Genomic DNA, 15,922 nt, shown 5'->3' with positions numbered 1-15,922 from the left:
TCAATCTTGCGAAGCAGGTGATCCTTCGGAACCAGCTGATCGAGCGTCACCATCTCGAGCGCCGTCTGTTCAGGAGCGGGTTTCTTCAACATGTCCCAATGAATCACAAACCCCTGAACGAAGCCATGGGTTTGTCAGCAGTCTGAAGCCACCATATCGGTGGCTTTTCTGTTGGTGTCAGCCGTCGGCGTGAACGGCTCCCGCCTCGCGCTCGAGATAACGCTGGTCGATATCCGGCAGCGGCTCGTCGTCGATCGCCGCCTCGAAAGCCTTGAGGCGTTTGTGGATGGAAAGCAGCTCGATGATCGTCGTCCAGGAATTGACGAGATATTGGAACGAGTTGCTGACTTGGCCGAAGGCGGTCGCGATCTGCTGGAAGATACCGTAAGTGATGGCGCCGGCAACGATGGTCGGCGCCATAAAGAAATAGACGAAAAGATTGTCCGCCTGCAGATAGAACGAGCGCGCAACATTGAAGTACAGATAGTGGAAGTACAGCGTGAAATAGTTCTTCCGCACCCGTGAGAACAGTTCCTGGACCGTCGGCGGCTGAGCTCGGTCGGCATGATCCTCGCCATAAACCAGCTCCTTGCGGTAGGCGGCTTCCACGCGCTGGTTCTTGAAATTCAGTCCGGGCAGTTTGATACCCGCAATGGCGAGCAGCCCGGTGCCGAAAGCCGACCAGAAGATGGCAAGCCAGAAGAGGGAGTTCGGCACTTCGCCAAGAATCGGCAGGCTCGTCACATAATGCGACAGCGCCAGCATGATCGGCAGGAAGACGACCAGCGTCATCACCGAATTGATCAGGTTGATGCCGAGACCTTCCAGAGTGGTGGAAAAGCGCATCGTATCTTCCTGCACACGCTGCGATGCGCCTTCGATATGGCGAAGCTTTTCCCAATTGGCCATGTAGAAATTGTTCATCGCCGTCCGCCAGCGGAAGATGTAATGGCTGGTGAAAAAGTCGGTCAGTATCGACACGAACATGCTCAGGAAAGCGATCTGCGCGAAGATCAGGAACAGATCGTAGAAGTTTTCGACAGTGATGCCAGGCTGCTTCGTCAGCGCATTCTGCAGCAGATCACCGAAAGGCCGGCGCCAATTGTTGATGACGACCGTGATCTGCACGCCAAAATAAGTCACGAAGATGATAAGCGCCGAACCCCAAATAGACCAAATCTTCCACGGATGGCTGAAGGCCTTCAAATGCCACACCCCGCAAAAGATCAGCGCGGTCAAAAGGAAATAGCCGTAAAACCAGAGGTTTTCCGGCAGCAGGAAGAACGACAGGTCGATCGGCTGCTGCTCCTCAGGAACCGGCGCAAAGCCAAGCGAGGCGCCGAGACCGGCGGCGAAGAAATACCAGCCGAAAATTGCGGCCAGGGTCCAGACTACGAGCGAAGTAAAAAACGCCTTCGGCTGGGGGAAGAAAGAGTGGAACACGGGAGGATTTGCTTTCCTGAACTGGAGTCACGGAAGAGTGGCGAACCACTGGTTGCCCGGAAATTAAGGCAGTTCGAAGAAAGCAGCAATGGGCTCAAGCCATTGTTACGCACTTGTAACCACTTAAGGGATTTTCTTCATCACCGGCATCACGAGCAGCGCGCAGAAAACCAGCACGATGGCCGCGATGATGGTCGGCAGCACGAAATTGCCCGTCGCCTCGGCAATCCAGCCGGCGACGACGGGGCCGATGATCTGGCCGACGCCGAAGGCGGCCGTCATCAGCGCCAGGATGCGGCGCGGGCTTTCGGGTGAGAGCCGGCGACCGATCTGCAATCCGTAGGCGGTGATCGCAAGGAACGTCGCGCCGAACAGCGCGCCGCCGATCAGGGGCGCGACCGAACGCGGCAGTTCCACGGTCGCCAGCACTCCGATCGCCTCGATGACAAGCGCGGCGACATAGACGCCGCCGAGCCCGAGCGGCCGCACGAAGGGCCTCCAGATGAACAGCGCCACCGTCGCCGTCACCCCGGCAATGAACCAGCACAGGAATTCGACGATCGGTCCCGAGGCGCTCATGCGCGCGATGGCGACGAGGAAGGTTGCGGTGATGACATAGCCGAAGCCGAAGAACCCGTAGGAGAGCGTCAGCAGCACCATCGGCCGGCTCCAGACGAGACCGGGCTCCTTCGCCCGCCCCGAGCGCACCGGCGCCATCGGCAGCAACGCCCAGGCGACGACAAGGCTTGCGAGGCAGAAGAGCGTGCCGCCGATCCAGTCGGCCCGCCAGCCGCCGGCCGCATCGTCGAAGGCATAACCGAGCGCCAGCACCATGACGGAGGAAATCGCAATCCCCGCCCCCGGCCCGCCGAAATGCGCCGCCTGAACGTGGTCGTTGCCGGCTGCCGCCCCGTGGCTCAGCACGATTGCCGACGTGAAGACCATCGCGAAAGCGCTCGCCACGCCGGCCAGGAAGCGAATGACGGCAAAGAGCAGCACCGATTCCGTCGCCGCCATGGCCGCCAGCAGGATTGCGGTGGCAAACAGCGAAAGAAGCGCCACCAGCCGCTCGCGCCCCGCCGCCCAGCCATAGGCGCCGAGAACCGCGCCGACGAGATAACCGACGAAATTGGCCGAGGCGATGAAACCCGCGTCGGCGGCCGAAAGCGGCACGCCGACCATCATGCCGGGCAGGATCGGCGTGAAGGAGAAGCGCCCGAAGCCCATGGCCGCCGCCATGGCGACGGCCCCTGCAAGCGCTGTGGTGAGGAGATTGACCGGGCGGTCGTCGTTGGGAGCCAGCATGGCCCGTTTTATCGCGCTGCAGCATAACCGGGACAAGTGAGTATTTCTGATGGGTGCTTCAATTTCGCGAACAGAATTTTTCGGCCGCACTCTTGAAAGTCATATCTTACGATATATATCGTACGACGTAGTGAACGATACATCTGGCATAAAGGAGCCTATGATGAGAGGTTTTCGAGGTGGTTTCGCCGGTGAGGCGATGCGCATGGGAATGGGCCGCAGGTTTTCCGCCGGCGAGTTGCAGACGATCCTGCTGGCGCTTCTGGAAGAGCGTCCGAGCCACGGCTACGAACTGATCAAGACGCTGGAGGAGCGTTCCGGCGGCTTTTACGTGCCGAGCCCCGGCGTCATCTATCCGGCGCTCACCTATCTGGAAGAGACCGGACTGGCGGAAGTGGAAAACGACGGAGCCAAGAAACTCTACAGGATCACCGAGGCCGGCCGCCAGAAGGTGGAGGAAAACCGCGCTGCGATCGACCAGACCCTTGCCAAGCTGGAGCGCATTGCCGAGGGCATGGCCTTCGTCAACCGCATGTTCGACCCCGATCAGCACCCCGGCGGCGGCGGCGGTGGTGGCCGGCGCCGGCGCGAGGAAGAGGACGACGATTTCGGCCGCGACGACGGCAATGTCCGCGCCGCCCGCCAGCTGTTGCGTTCGGCACTGCGGATGCGCCATCCCTGGTCGGCAAGCGAAGCCGCCAGGATCTCCGGCATCCTGGAGCGCGCCGCCATGGAAATCCTGCAGGGCGGCAAGGCCGATCCGCAGCAGGACTGACCCGCTGCGACCGGGGGCGGCAAAACTGCCGCCCCGTCAATCCCCGGCTTTCAGCAGGCCGCTTGCGAGACCGCGGAAAGCCTCGACCACCTTTGCCAGAAGGCTGTGCGGATCATCGGCAGCGGCAATCCAGAGTGCGGCGCTGAGCGAGGCCCCGTTCAGCAGCCGGGCGGCGGCTTCCGCATCGACAGGCCTGACGGTGCCCTCGTCGATCAGCGCCTGGATTGTCTGGGTCGTCGTCCGCAGGCAGGCATTCTGGCTCGGCCATTGCGAGGGATCGCCGAGCACCGCCGGCCCGTCGAGCAGCATGATGCGCTGGATCTCGGGCTCCAGAGCCATTTCGATATAGGCGGTATATTCCGCCAGCAGCCCGAGCCAGGCCGTCTCCGCCCGGTCGCGCTCAATGCGCAGCCGCTCCCCCATTTCGCTGTCGATCTGGTCGATGACAGCCTGCAGCAATCCCTTCTTGTCGCCGAAATTGTGATAGAGCGCCCCGCGCGTCAGCCCGACATCGGCTGTCAGGTCGTCCATCGAAGCAGCCGCAAAACCCTTGGCTGCGAAAGCCTTCCGGGCGGCCTGAATGAGCTTCGCCCTCGTCTCCTCCATCATCTGCGCCCGGGTCTTTGCCGCCATCACCATCTCCAGAATACACATACGCGCCGTATGTGTATTGACATACGCAGCGTATGTCTGATTATATCCACATACGAGGCGTATATCAATTGAAGCTCCGCACGATGGGCAAGGCCATACCCGCGAATATCCGACCGCTGTCGACGGGCGCCCGCCCGGCGATGGGTTCCCTTTGCCCGAACAGGAGAAAACGATGAGCAAACGTGATGCGATCTTCCCCGCCGGCCGCCAGGCGCTCTATGAGATCAACCGCTATTCGGCGGCGATCCGCTCCGGCGACCTTCTTTTCGTCTCCGGCCAGGTCGGCAGCCGTGAAGACGGTTCGCCCGAGCCGGATTTCGCACGGCAGGTGCAGCTTGCCTTCGACAATCTGAAAGCCGTGCTGAAGGCCGCCGGCGCCACTTTCGACGATGTCGTCGACGTCACGACCTTCCATACCGACCCCGAAGCGCAGTGGCCCGTCATCTCCGGCATCAGAATGAAGGAAATCGGCCAAGCGCCCTACCCGAACTGGACGGCCGTCGGCGTGAACTGGCTGGCGGGCTTCGACTTCGAAATCAAGGCGATCGCCCGCCTGCCGCAAGCCGCCTGACATGACGCGGGGCGCGGCGCGCAAAGAGCGGGCGGCGTTCTACGAAATCGCGACGACCTCGAGTTCCTGATCGCCGACAGCAACGACATCGCCGACGGCCTTGCCCATGAGAAGACGGGCGACCGGCGAGACATAGGAGATCGATCCGGCCTTCGGATCGGCCTCATCCTCTCCGACGATACGATAGGTCTGCACCCGGCCGTCGTCGCGGCTGAAGGTGACGGTGCTTCCGAAGGCAACGGTTTCGGTCGAGGCCGGGTTCGGCACGAGTTGCGCCGTGCGAACGCGTTCGACGAAATAGCGCAGGTCGCGCAGCGGATTGGCCTGCTGCCGCCGCTTTTCGTTGACGTCCTCGATCGCGCCCGCGGCCTCATAGGCGAGCCGCGCTTCCTGCACCTGCAGTTCCAGCGCCTTCAGCCCGGCTTCCGTCACGAGATTGGGATGCGGCGAGATCGCACGGTCGGGCAGCAGCGTTTCCGCTGCCGTTTCGGCACTCTCTTCCTTGGTGAAGGCAACAGCCATCTCGACCTCCGGCGGCGAACGGAAAGCCCTTCAGGCCGCCAATGTCAGAATAATCGGCCCGTTGCGGGTTGCAACGACGGTGTGCTCGTACTGCACCGTCGGGGCCTTGGGATCGGCATAGAGCGTCCAGGCATCGTCGCCGCCTTCGGCCCATGTGGCGCCGAGCGACAGGAAAGGCTCGACGGTAAAGACCAGCCCTTCCGTCATCATGCGCCGTTCGGACGGGTCGGGCCAGGTGGAAAGTTCGGCCGGCTCTTCGTGCAGCGAACGGCCGACGCCGTGGCTGGCGAGGTTGGCGACGAGCGTGTAGCGGTTCTTCTGGGCGAAGGCGCCGACGGCATTGCCGATCTTTGCCAGCGGCTCGCCGGCCTTCACCTGGTTGAGGCCGACCCAGAGCGCCCGCTTGCCGTCGCGACAAAGCTTTTCGATCCTGGATTTGACCGGCGGCACGGCGAAGGAGGCGCCGGTGTCGGCAAAGAAGCCGTCCTTTTCCGCCGACACGTCGATATTGACGAGATCGCCCGGGCGGATGACGCGCGGGCCGGGAATGCCGTGGGCGATTTCCTCGTTGACGCTGATGCAGGTCGCGCCCGGAAACTGGTAGCAGAATTCCGGCGCCGAGCGGGCACCGGCATCTTCCAGCACCTTGCGGCCGATCTGGTCGAGCTCCAGCGTCGTCATGCCGGGCTCCATGGCCGCCGCCATCACCTGAATGGCGTTGGCGCAGATGCGGCCGATCTCCTTGAGCTTGGAAAGTTCTTCGTCGTTCTCGATTACCATGGACCCGTTCCGGCTTTGCCGAGAGCGACAGGCTCTTCGTCAAGCGGTGGCTTTCGCGCCTTCGGAAGCCCCAGTCAATGCCTTTCTGACGATCGGCGCCACTTTTGTCCCGTAGAGTTCGATACCGCGCATCACCTGCTCGTGCGGCATCTGGCCGATCGCCATCTGCAGCAGGAAGCGGTCGTTGCGGAATATCTTGTGGGCCACAACGATCTTTTCCGCCACCCGTTCCGGATCGCCGAGGAAGAGATTGCCGGTCGGGCCGCGCGCCATGTCGAAATGCGCCCGGCTCGTCGGCCCCCAGCCGCGCTCGCGCCCGATGCGGTTCATCACCTCGGCCTGCGGGCCGTAGAACTGGTCGGCCGCAGCCTCCGTCGTATCGGCGATGAAACCGTGCACGTTGATGCTGGTCTTCAGCTTGGCGGCATCCTGCCCTGCCCGGCGGGCCGCTTCCCGGTAGAGATCGAAGAGCGGCGCAAAACGCGGATATTCGCCGCCGATAATGGCAAGCGCCACCGGCAGGCCGAGCGCACCGGCGCGCGCCACCGATTGCGGCGTGCCGCCGACGGCGATCCACAAGGGCAGCGGGTCCTGCAGCGGCCGGGGATAAACGCCGCGTCCATGGATCGGCGGGTGCAGTTCCCCTTTCCAGGTAATGACCTCGTTGTCGCGCAGCGCCAGCAGCAGATCGAGCTTCTCTTCGAAAAGCTGGTCGTAATCTTCGAGATTGTAGCCGAACAGCGGGAAGGATTCGATGAAGGAACCGCGCCCGGCCATGATTTCGGCGCGGCCGTTGGAAATCAGGTCGAGCGTCGCAAACTGCTGGAACACCCGCACCGGATCGTCGGAAGACAGAACCGTGACGGCGCTGGTCAGGCGAATATTCTTCGTCCTGGCCGCCGCCGCGGCAAGTGCCACCGCCGGTGCCGAGGCCACATAGTCGGGCCTGTGATGTTCGCCGAGACCGAAGACGTCGAGGCCGACCTGATCGGCAAGCTCGATTTCCTCGATCAGATGCCTGATCCGCTCGGCCGCGTCCACGCCCTTGCGGGGCGAATTGGGATTGACGTCTGCAAATGTGTAAAGGCCGAGTTCCATGGTCTGCATCCTCTCTGACTTGCCCCTGAAATAAGGTCCGGCAGAGCCTGGAGCAAACGGAAATTCTGGAACGGATTGTTCGATAAAGTTGATAGGCGCGTCGGGCCGGCGCCTGCCACGGATCGATGGTTTCGATGCCCGCTCCCGGAAGCCGTGGGGCGGCATCGCGTGGAGGCACAGATTATTTCGTCGCCGGTTGCGCCGCTTCTTCCTGCATCTTGTCGATCTCCCGCCGGATATGGGCGGCCTCCGCCGCCGAATGCGCAAGCGCGATGGCGCGGTCGAAGGCGATGCGTGCCGGGCCAATGCGCCCGAGCTGCTTCAGGAGATTGCCGTGCAGGCCGTGATAATAGAAGTAGCCGTCCAGCTTTTCGCCAAGCGGTTCGATGAGGTCGAGTGCGGCCTGCGGGCCGTGCAGCTTGGAAATGGCGACGGCGCGGTTGAGCGTCACGACGGGCGAAGGCTGCACGCGCTCCAGCGCCCGGTAGAGCAGGTCGATTTCCACCCAGTCGGTATCCTCGGCGCGTTTGGCGCGGGAATGGACGGCGGCAATCGCCGCCTGCAGCTGGTAGGGGCCGGGCTGGCGGTGGCGCAGCGCCTTGTCGAGCAGCGCCAGCGCCTCGTTGATGAAGGCCTGGTTCCAGAGCGAACGGTCCTGATCTTCCAGCAGCACGATCTCGCCTTCGGCGCTGAAGCGTGCCGGCCTGCGGGAAATCTGCGAGAGCATCAGGGACAAAAGCCCCATCAGCTCGGGCTCGGCGGGGAAGATATGCAGCATCAGCCGCGCCAGCCGGATCGCCTCGTCGCTGAAGGCGGCCGCCTCCTGCTCCGGATCGGCCTGGCTGTAGCCCTCGTTGAAGATCAGGTAGATCATCGTGCTGACGATCGACAGCCGCTCGGCCCTTTCCTGCGGGCTTGGCGTTTCGAAGGGCACGCCCGCCTTTGCCACCCGCGCCTTGGCGCGCGTGATGCGTTGTTCCATGGCGCTTTCGGAGACGAGGAATGCGCGCGCGATCTGCGCTACCGTGAGGCCGGAGACGATGCGCAGCGCCAGCGCGATCTGCTGCGTGGCCGGCAGGTCCGGGTGGCAGCAGATGAAGAGCAGCCGCAGGATGTCGTCGCGATAGTTGGAATCGTCCAGCCGCTCGGCAATATCGCTTTCGGCATCCTCCTTGTCGGAAATCTGGTCCTCGTCCGGCAGCGCCTGGATCTTCGCCCGCTTACGCACCGCGTCGATGCCGCTGTTGCGGCCGACGAAGATCAGCCAGGCGGTCGGGTCGCGCGGCGGCCCCTTCTCGGGCCATGTCCGGATCGCACGCAGGCACGCTTCCTGAAACGCTTCCTCCGCCGTATCGAGATTGCGGAAGTAGCGCAGCAGCGCACCGAGTGCCTTCGGCCGGGCCGAGGCAAGCGCGAGGTCGATCCAGGCAATGTCCGTCATGATGCGATTTCTCCCGGCCTGAACGTGTAGAACGGCCGTATTTCGTAAGAGGTGGAACCCGGATTGACCGCCGAAAGCTCTTTGGAAAAGGCAACCGCCTCATCCAGCGTTTCGAAATCAACCGTGTAGAAGCCGAGAAGCGCCTCTTTCGTTTCCGCAAACGGGCCGTCGACGACGAAGGCCTCGTCCTTGCCCTTGCGCACGGTCGTTGCCGCCGTCGTCGGCATCAGCCGGCCGGTCGGGCCGAGCTTGCCGGCAGCGGCGAGCGGCTCGATCACGGCATGAAGCCTTCCCATGACGGCAGCCTCTTCCTCCTTGGTCCAGGCGAAGACGGTTTCCTCATTGGCGTAGCAAAGGATTGCGTAAAGCATCGGTTACTCCTCTTTCCGAATGACGAAGGAGTAACCGCTTGGCAGACAGGGCGCATCAAAAAATTATCGATGGGGAAACTGGCAAACGCGATGGAAACACCGGGATTAACCATGCGCGCGAGCCCGGCAAAGGCCGCCATCGAGTTGCCCGATTTGGCCCCGAGAGCTTTGCGCGCTTTCCATCACCTCTTCGTTCGAGACCCCATGACCAGATCCCGGATACTTCTGGCGGCCCTTGCCGCCCTCGTCCTGCCGCGGCAGGCGGCCCATGCCGCCTCGGCGCCGGAAAACTTCCTCTATACGAGCGCCGGCAATCTCGCCGCCGCAAAGGCAACACTTTCCCGGCCCGATATCGGCGGCGTGCAGGTCGTCTACAACTGGAAAAGCCTGGAGCCGGCCAAGGGCCAGTATGATTTCTCGGCGATCGAAGCCGATCTCGCCATCGCCAAAAGCCTGAACAGGAAGATGTTCATCCAGGTTCAGGACCGCTTCTTCAATCCGAAGGCGCGCAACATTCCCGACTACATGCTGACCGAACCGGAATATGACGGTGGCCTGACCCCGCAATTCGACAATCCCGGAGAGAACAAGCCCGTCGGTTCCGGCTGGGTCGCCCAGCAATGGAACCCGGCCGTGCGCGCCCGCTATCAGGCGCTCCTGAAGGCGCTTGCCGAAAAGTTCGACGGCCAGGTCTACGGCATCAACCTGCCGGAAACGTCCATCGATCTCGACCCCAGGAACGAGCCGAAGGGCTTTTCCTGCGACGCCTATTTTTCGGCCGAGATGGAAAACCTCGCCTTCGCCCGCAAGGCCTTCGAAAAGTCGCTGGTCGTTCAATATGTGAACTTCTGGCCCTGCGAATGGGAGAACGACCATAATTACATGGGCCGCCTCTTCGACTATGCCGCCAGGAACAATGTCGGCCTCGGCGGCCCCGATATCGTGCCGAACCGCAAGGCGCAGATGAAGAACTCCTACCCCTTCTTCAACAAGTACAAAGGCAAGCTCCCCTATGTCGGCCTCGCCGTGCAGGAGCCGACGCTCACCTACAAGAACCCGGCGACCAAGAAACCCTTCACCAGGGAAGAGTTCACCGCCTTCGCTGAGGACTATCTCGGCGCCAACGTGATCTTCTGGAGCACGGCCACACCCTGGCTGAAGAAATGACAAAAGCCGGCAGGCGGTCGCAAGTCCGCCTGCCCCGATATTTTCGAATGCCCTAGCCGACCCAGGCCGAATTGCGGATGACGCTGCAGAAATTGCCTCTGTGGAAATGCGGCTCCCTGTCCGCGATCACATCCGCCTTCACATTGCCGAAAGTCGTTTCCGGCTTGTGCCTGATGCCGTCATAGAAGGTCTGGATGATATCCTCCTTGAAATGCGGCGTGCGCGGATGGGCATGCACCACAGCTTCGCGGTCGGCATCGCCGAAGCCGTGATAGTCGATACCGAGCACGTCCATCTCCACGCCGGCCGTCACCAGCGCCACGACCGGGTGCATATGCTGCGGAATGCCGGGCGTCGTATGCAGCGCGATCGCCGTCCAGACCGTATCGATATCGGCCTGCGAGATGCCGTAGCTTTTCAGGAAATCGCGCGCGGCATTGGCGCCGTCGACCTCGAAGCGCTCATGCGCCGAACTGTGCTGATGCGTCAGCCCCATGTCGTGGAACATGGCGCCGGCATAGAGCAGTTCCGGATCGAAGCTCAGCCCGCGGCGCTTGCCGGAAAGCGCACCGAAATAATAGACCCGGCTGGAATGGTGGAAGAGCAGCGGCGACTCCGTGTCCCGCACCAGTTCGGTAATGTCGCGGGCAAGCTTGCTGTCGGGAATACTGATGCCGCCGATCGTCAATGTCATCGTCTTTCTCCTTGATGGTGGATGCCAGGGAGCGTAAAAGCCGCTGAACGCGTCAGCAATCGACGCCATCCGTCATTTTCTGCCAAAACCACCCTGCTGCAGACATGAGGCCGTCAGATGAAACCCAGGAACATCGCAATCCTCGCCGTTCCCGGCGTCCAGCTTCTGGATGTCTCCGGCCCGCTCGACGTCTTTGCCGAGGCCAACCTGCAGAGCGGCAAGGAGGCCTACCGTCCTGTCGTCATCGCCACCACGCACGGACATATCCGCAGTTCCTCCGGCGTGCGCCTGGTCGCCGATTATACGATCGAGGATGAGACCGGTCCGCTGGACACGCTGCTGGTGGCGGGCCGGCCCAATGCGGCCGAGACCGAACACGATGCAAAGCTGCTTTCGTGGCTCGGCAAGGCCGCGCCGCACGCCCGCCGTTACGGCTCGGTCTGCAGCGGCGCATTCCTGCTTGCGGCGGCCGGCCTGCTCGATGGCCGACGCGTGACGACCCACTGGGCCGTCGCAGAGAGATTGAGACAGGCCTATCCCGCCGCAACCGTGGAAGAAGATGCGATCCATGTGGCGGACGGAAAGCTGAGAACCGCCGCCGGCGTCACCGCGGGACTGGACCTTGCCCTCTCCCTTGTCGAAGAAGACCTTGGCCGCGAGGTGGCGATGCGCACCGCAGCCCAGCTCGTCATGTTCTTCAAGCGCCCCGGCGGCCAGATGCAGTTCAGCCGCAAGGGCGAAGCCGCCCCCGCCGGGCGCTCGGCCCTTCAGGAAGTGCAGCGCTGGATCGCCGCCAATCCCGCTGCCGACCACAGCGTCGCCGAGCTCGCCCGCCGCATGGAACTCAGCCCCCGGCATTTTGCCCGCCTCTTTCGCGAGGAAGTCGGCGTGACACCGGCAGCCTGGGTCGAATCCACCCGCATCGCCGCCGCCCGCCGGCTGCTCGAAAGCGGGCACGCACCGAAACAGGTGGCGAGCGAATGCGGCTTTGCCGACGACGACACGCTGCGCCGCGCCTTCATGCGCCATCTCGGCGTCACGCCTGCGGAATACCGCAAGCAATATGCGCATATGAGCCCGGCAAACTGAGCGGCTAGAATTCGCTCAGCGTCCGCTTCACCGCGTTCTTCCAGCCCTTGAGCTTCGCGGCACGGGTCTTCTCGTCCATTGCGGGCTCGAAGCGGCGGTCGCGTTTCCAGGTGGCGGAAAATTTTTCCCGGTTGGGCCACACGCCTGCCCTGCTGCCGGCGAGCCACGCGGTCCCGAGCGCCGTCGTCTCCAGAATGACGGGGCGGTCGACCGGCGCCTCCAGCAGGTCCGCAAGCCGCTGCATCGTCCAGTCGGAGGCGACCATGCCGCCGTCGACGCGCAGCACCGTATCGTCGGCGCCGTTCTTCCAGTCCTTCTGCATGGCCTCCAGCAGGTCGCGCGTCTGGTAGCAGACGGCCTCGAGCGCGGCGCGGGAAAGCTCGGCCGGGCCGCTGTTGCGTGTCAGCCCGTAGATCGCGCCGCGCGCCTTGGCATCCCAGTGCGGGGCGCCGAGGCCGGTAAAGGCCGGCACCAGATAGACGTCCTGCGTCGGATCGGCTTTCTCTGCCAGGTCGTTGGTATCGGATGCCTTATCGACGATGCCGAGACCGTCGCGCAGCCATTGCACCGCCGCCCCCGCGATGAAGATCGAACCTTCCAGCGCATAGGTCGTCTCGCCGTTCAGGCGATAGGCGATCGTCGTCAGCAGCCGGTTTTTCGAGCGCACCATGTCGCTGCCGGTATTGAGCAATGCGAAGCAGCCGGTGCCGTAGGTCGATTTCAGCATGCCCGGCTCGAAGCAGGCCTGCCCGATCGTCGCCGCCTGCTGGTCGCCGGCGACACCGAGAATGGGTATGGCCGCGCCGAACAGCGCCGGATCGACGGTGCCGAAATCGTCGGCGCAATCCTTCACCTCCGGCAGCATGGCGGCCGGCACGCGCAGGATGTCGAGCAGGTCCTCGTCCCACGCGTTGGTCGCGATATTATACATCAGCGTGCGCGACGCGTTGGTCGCGTCGGTCACGAAACTCTTGCCGCCCGTCAGCCGCCAGATCAGGAACGTGTCGATCGTGCCGAAGCAGAGGTCGCCGCGCGCAGCCCTTGCCCGCGCGCCCTTCACATTGGCGAGCATCCACGAAAGCTTGGTTCCCGAGAAATACGGATCGAGGATGAGGCCGGTCTTCTTCGTGAAGGTGCGCTCCAGGTCCTGCCGCTTGAGATTGTCGCAATAGCTTGCCGTGCGCCGGTCCTGCCAGACGATGGCGTTCTGGATCGGCTTGCCGGTCTCGCGCTCCCAGACGACGACAGTCTCGCGCTGGTTGGTGATGCCGAGTGCGGCAATATCCGTCGCACTCACCTTCGCTTCGCGCAGCGCCATGTTGACGGTGGAAACGACCGAATCCCAGATTTCCTCGGGATCGTGCTCCACCCAGCCGGAGCGCGGATAGATCTGCGTGAATTCCTTCTGGCCCATGCCGGCGATCTTCATGTCGCCGTCGAAGACGATCGCCCGCGTCGAGGTCGTTCCCTGATCGACCGCCAGAACATATCCACCCATGCGATTCCTCCCGCGCATCCCGTTGTCGTGGCAAATCAATAGGGCAGGTCCGCAGCACTTGGAAGGGTGTAAGTGGCCGCGGCGCACCGCCGCCACTTCCCGATTGCCAGCCCGGCGCCTTTGAGCATAACCTCGCTCTGACGCTGCAATGCAGCATCTCGGCTCCAGGGAGGAAGAAGCATGAAGAGATCAGTCGTCGTCACCGGGTCAACCAGCGGCATCGGGCTTGCGATCGCCTCGGCCTTTGCCGCCAGGGGCGATAACGTCGTCATCAACGGCTTCGGAAAGGAGGATGAAATCAAGGCGATAGTGGAGCGCCTTGAATCATCGTCGAAAGCCGGGGTCCTCTATCATCCGGCCGACATGACGAAGCCTTCCGAGATCGCCGACCTGATCGAGACTGCCGGCAAGACCTTCGGAACCGTCGATGTGCTCGTCAACAATGCCGGCATCCAGCATGTCGAAAAGATCGAGGATTTCCCGATCGAGAAATGGGACCAGATCATCGCCATCAACCTGTCCAGCTCCTTCCATACGATGCGGGCTGCCATCCCGCTGATGAAGGCGAAAAAACACGGCCGCATCATCAACATCGCCTCGGCCCACGGCCTTGTCGCCTCGCCCTTCAAATCTGCCTATGTAGCGGCAAAGCATGGTATATTAGGCCTGACGAAGACGGCGGCTCTCGAGCTTGCCGAATTCGGCGTGACGGTAAACGCCATCTGCCCCGGCTATGTGCTGACCCCGCTGGTTGAAAAGCAGATCCCCGATACCGCCAAGGCGCGCGGCATGACCGAAGAGCAGGTCAAGACCGAGGTCATCCTCAAGGCGCAGCCGACGCACGAATTCGTCAAGGCCGAGGAGATCGGCGCACTGGCGCTTTACCTCGCAAGCGAGGAAGCCCGGCAGGTGACCGGCACGCATATCTCGATTGACGGGGGCTGGACGGCGGCATAACCATTTTAGGAAAAATACTCGGGAACATCATGAACGACAGCATCCGCTTCATCCTCAATGGCGAGGACGTTTCCCTGAAGAACGTCCGGCCGACCGAGACGCTTCTCGATTTCCTCCGGCTGAAGCGGCGGCTGACAGGCACCAAGGAAGGCTGCGCCGAGGGCGATTGCGGCGCCTGCACCGTGCTTGTCGGCCGGCTGATCGACGGCAAGCTCTTCTACGAATCCGTCAATGCCTGCATTCGCTTCATCGGCTCTCTCCAGGCCACGCATGTGGTGACGGTCGAACATCTGGCGGCAAAAGACGGCACGCTGCACCCGGTGCAGCAGGCCATGGTCGATTGCCACGGGTCGCAATGCGGCTTCTGCACGCCCGGTTTCGTCATGTCGCTCTACGGCCTCTGGCTGTCCAACGAGAAGCCCGACCGCGCCGAGATCGAAAGGGCGCTCCAGGGCAATCTCTGTCGCTGCACCGGATACGAGCCGATCGTCAGGGCGGCCGAGCAGGTGAGCCTGCAGCGCCCGAGCACGCTCTTCGACCCGCTGGAAAAGACCCGCGCCGAAATCATCGCCCGCCTCTGGGCCATGCAGGCGGCCGAAACGCTGACGATCACGTCCGAGGAAGGCCGCCTCATCGTGCCGCGCTCCGCCGAGGCGCTGGCAAAGATCATTGCGGCCGAACCGGCGGCCACGATCGTTGCCGGCTCCACCGATGTCGGCCTCTGGGTCACGAAACAGATGCGGCAGCTGAACCCGGTCGTCTTCATCAACCACCTGACCGAGCTTCAGTCGATCATTGCCGGCGACTACGGCATCAGCATCGGTGCCGGCGTCACCTATAGCCGCGCTTTGGAAACCATTGCCCGCAAGCTTCCCGCCGTTGCCCGCCTCATCACCCGCATCGGCGGCGAGCAGGTGCGCAACATGGGCACGATCGGCGGCAATATCGCCAACGGCTCGCCGATCGGCGACAGCCCGCCGCCGCTGATTGCGCTCGGTGCGCAACTGACGCTGCGCTCGGTCGAAGGCGCGCGCAGGATGCCGCTTGAGGATTATTTCATCGCCTATGGCAAGCAGGACCGCCGGCCGGGCGAATTCGTCGAAAGCGTCTTCGTGCCCTACCCGGTCGCAGAGGCGAAATTCGCCGTCTACAAGATCAGCAAGCGCCGCGACGAGGATATTACCGCCGTGCTCGGCGCCTTCTATCTGGTGCTGGACGAGGCCGAGCGCGTTGCCGAGATCCGCATCGCCTTCGGCGGCATGGCGGCAACGCCGAAACGCGCCCGCAGCGTCGAGGCCGAGCTGATCGGCAAGGTCTGGAGCGAGGCAACCATCGAGGCCGCCCGCCCCGCCTTCGACGCCGACTTCCAGCCGCTGACGGACTGGCGCGCCACAGCGGAATACCGCCAGCTCACGGCGAAGAACCTGCTGACGCGCTTCTATCTCGAAACGGTCGGCGCACCGGCCGAACTGAAGCGGTTCGAGGAGGTGGCGTGATGAGAATGGGATATGTTGATGCCGTGTGGCCCCCTCATCCGCCCTTCGGGCACCTTTTCCC

General features: G+C 63.1%; 16 protein-coding genes. 6 read left to right on the top strand and 10 right to left on the bottom strand.

Features of this window, described 5'->3' with window-relative positions:
* Positions 1-177 precede the first annotated feature (177 nt).
* Entirely contained in the window at positions 178-1,443 is a 1,266-nt protein-coding gene (gene sbmA / locus ACFPWW_RS09030; RefSeq protein WP_112706064.1) for a peptide antibiotic transporter SbmA, read from the bottom strand.
* A gap of 123 nt (positions 1,444-1,566) precedes the next feature.
* Positions 1,567-2,748: an MFS transporter gene (locus tag ACFPWW_RS09025; protein WP_377311434.1), complete on the bottom strand. Its 1,182-nt coding sequence runs from the start codon at positions 2,746-2,748 to the stop codon at positions 1,567-1,569.
* 163 nt (positions 2,749-2,911) lie between these two features.
* Here ACFPWW_RS09025 and ACFPWW_RS09020 point away from each other — a divergent pair, with 163 nt between their 5' ends.
* Positions 2,912-3,523 carry a PadR family transcriptional regulator gene (locus ACFPWW_RS09020; RefSeq protein WP_377311433.1) on the top strand — a complete coding sequence of 204 codons (612 nt, stop codon included), beginning with the start codon at positions 2,912-2,914 and terminating at the stop codon, positions 3,521-3,523.
* 36 nt (positions 3,524-3,559) lie between these two features.
* On the opposite strand, the gene ACFPWW_RS09015 is transcribed toward ACFPWW_RS09020, so the two are convergent.
* Positions 3,560-4,156, bottom strand: a complete 597-nt coding sequence (locus ACFPWW_RS09015) for a TetR/AcrR family transcriptional regulator (RefSeq protein ID WP_112563374.1) — start codon at positions 4,154-4,156, stop codon at positions 3,560-3,562.
* Between the two features lie 193 nt (positions 4,157-4,349).
* Here ACFPWW_RS09015 and ACFPWW_RS09010 point away from each other — a divergent pair, with 193 nt between their 5' ends.
* Positions 4,350-4,748 (top strand): RidA family protein, encoded by a 399-nt coding sequence (locus tag ACFPWW_RS09010; protein WP_112706061.1) that lies wholly within the window; start codon positions 4,350-4,352, stop codon positions 4,746-4,748.
* 39 nt (positions 4,749-4,787) lie between these two features.
* On the opposite strand, the gene greA is transcribed toward ACFPWW_RS09010, so the two are convergent.
* The 5 genes from greA to ACFPWW_RS08985 form a co-directional block, all read right to left on the bottom strand.
* Positions 4,788-5,270: a transcription elongation factor GreA gene (greA, locus tag ACFPWW_RS09005; protein ID WP_377311432.1), complete on the bottom strand. Its 483-nt coding sequence runs from the start codon at positions 5,268-5,270 to the stop codon at positions 4,788-4,790.
* A gap of 30 nt (positions 5,271-5,300) precedes the next feature.
* A complete protein-coding gene (gene map, locus ACFPWW_RS09000; protein WP_112563380.1) occupies positions 5,301-6,050 on the bottom strand; it encodes a type I methionyl aminopeptidase in 750 nt (249 codons plus the stop codon).
* A 39-nt stretch (positions 6,051-6,089) separates the two neighbouring features.
* Positions 6,090-7,148: an LLM class flavin-dependent oxidoreductase gene (locus ACFPWW_RS08995; protein ID WP_377311431.1), complete on the bottom strand. Its 1,059-nt coding sequence runs from the start codon at positions 7,146-7,148 to the stop codon at positions 6,090-6,092.
* A 181-nt stretch (positions 7,149-7,329) separates the two neighbouring features.
* Positions 7,330-8,589: an RNA polymerase sigma factor gene (locus ACFPWW_RS08990; RefSeq protein WP_377311430.1), complete on the bottom strand. Its 1,260-nt coding sequence runs from the start codon at positions 8,587-8,589 to the stop codon at positions 7,330-7,332.
* Complete coding sequence (locus tag ACFPWW_RS08985) at positions 8,586-8,960, bottom strand: YciI family protein (protein WP_377311429.1); 375 nt, start codon at positions 8,958-8,960, stop codon at positions 8,586-8,588. The genes ACFPWW_RS08990 and ACFPWW_RS08985 overlap by 4 nt, the downstream gene beginning before the upstream one ends.
* A gap of 204 nt (positions 8,961-9,164) precedes the next feature.
* Between ACFPWW_RS08985 and ACFPWW_RS08980 the strand changes: the two genes are divergently transcribed.
* On the top strand, positions 9,165-10,127 hold the full coding sequence (locus tag ACFPWW_RS08980) for a hypothetical protein (protein ID WP_377311428.1): 963 nt from the start codon (positions 9,165-9,167) through the stop codon (positions 10,125-10,127).
* Between the two features lie 52 nt (positions 10,128-10,179).
* On the opposite strand, the gene ACFPWW_RS08975 is transcribed toward ACFPWW_RS08980, so the two are convergent.
* Positions 10,180-10,821, bottom strand: coding sequence for an HD domain-containing protein (locus tag ACFPWW_RS08975; protein WP_112706058.1), 642 nt, complete (start codon positions 10,819-10,821; stop codon positions 10,180-10,182).
* A gap of 117 nt (positions 10,822-10,938) precedes the next feature.
* Here ACFPWW_RS08975 and ACFPWW_RS08970 point away from each other — a divergent pair, with 117 nt between their 5' ends.
* Entirely contained in the window at positions 10,939-11,910 is a 972-nt protein-coding gene (locus ACFPWW_RS08970) for a GlxA family transcriptional regulator (protein WP_377311427.1), read from the top strand.
* A gap of 4 nt (positions 11,911-11,914) precedes the next feature.
* Here ACFPWW_RS08970 and glpK read toward each other — a convergent pair whose 3' ends face one another.
* Positions 11,915-13,408 (bottom strand): glycerol kinase GlpK, encoded by a 1,494-nt coding sequence (gene glpK, locus ACFPWW_RS08965; RefSeq protein ID WP_377311426.1) that lies wholly within the window; start codon positions 13,406-13,408, stop codon positions 11,915-11,917.
* Between the two features lie 180 nt (positions 13,409-13,588).
* On the opposite strand from glpK, the gene ACFPWW_RS08960 reads away from it, so the two are divergent.
* Positions 13,589-14,365 (top strand): 3-hydroxybutyrate dehydrogenase, encoded by a 777-nt coding sequence (locus ACFPWW_RS08960; RefSeq protein WP_112706055.1) that lies wholly within the window; start codon positions 13,589-13,591, stop codon positions 14,363-14,365.
* Positions 14,366-14,394: 29 nt separating this feature from the next.
* Positions 14,395-15,861, top strand: a complete 1,467-nt coding sequence (xdhA, locus tag ACFPWW_RS08955) for a xanthine dehydrogenase small subunit (protein ID WP_112706054.1) — start codon at positions 14,395-14,397, stop codon at positions 15,859-15,861.
* The last annotated feature ends 61 nt before the right edge of the window (positions 15,862-15,922 follow it).

This window comes from Rhizobium sp. GCM10022189, from assembly GCF_042656325.1.
Classification (GTDB): domain Bacteria; phylum Pseudomonadota; class Alphaproteobacteria; order Rhizobiales; family Rhizobiaceae; genus Rhizobium.
The sequence above is the reverse complement of the archived record's forward strand: the minus strand, read 5'-3'. Positions and strand labels throughout refer to the sequence as shown.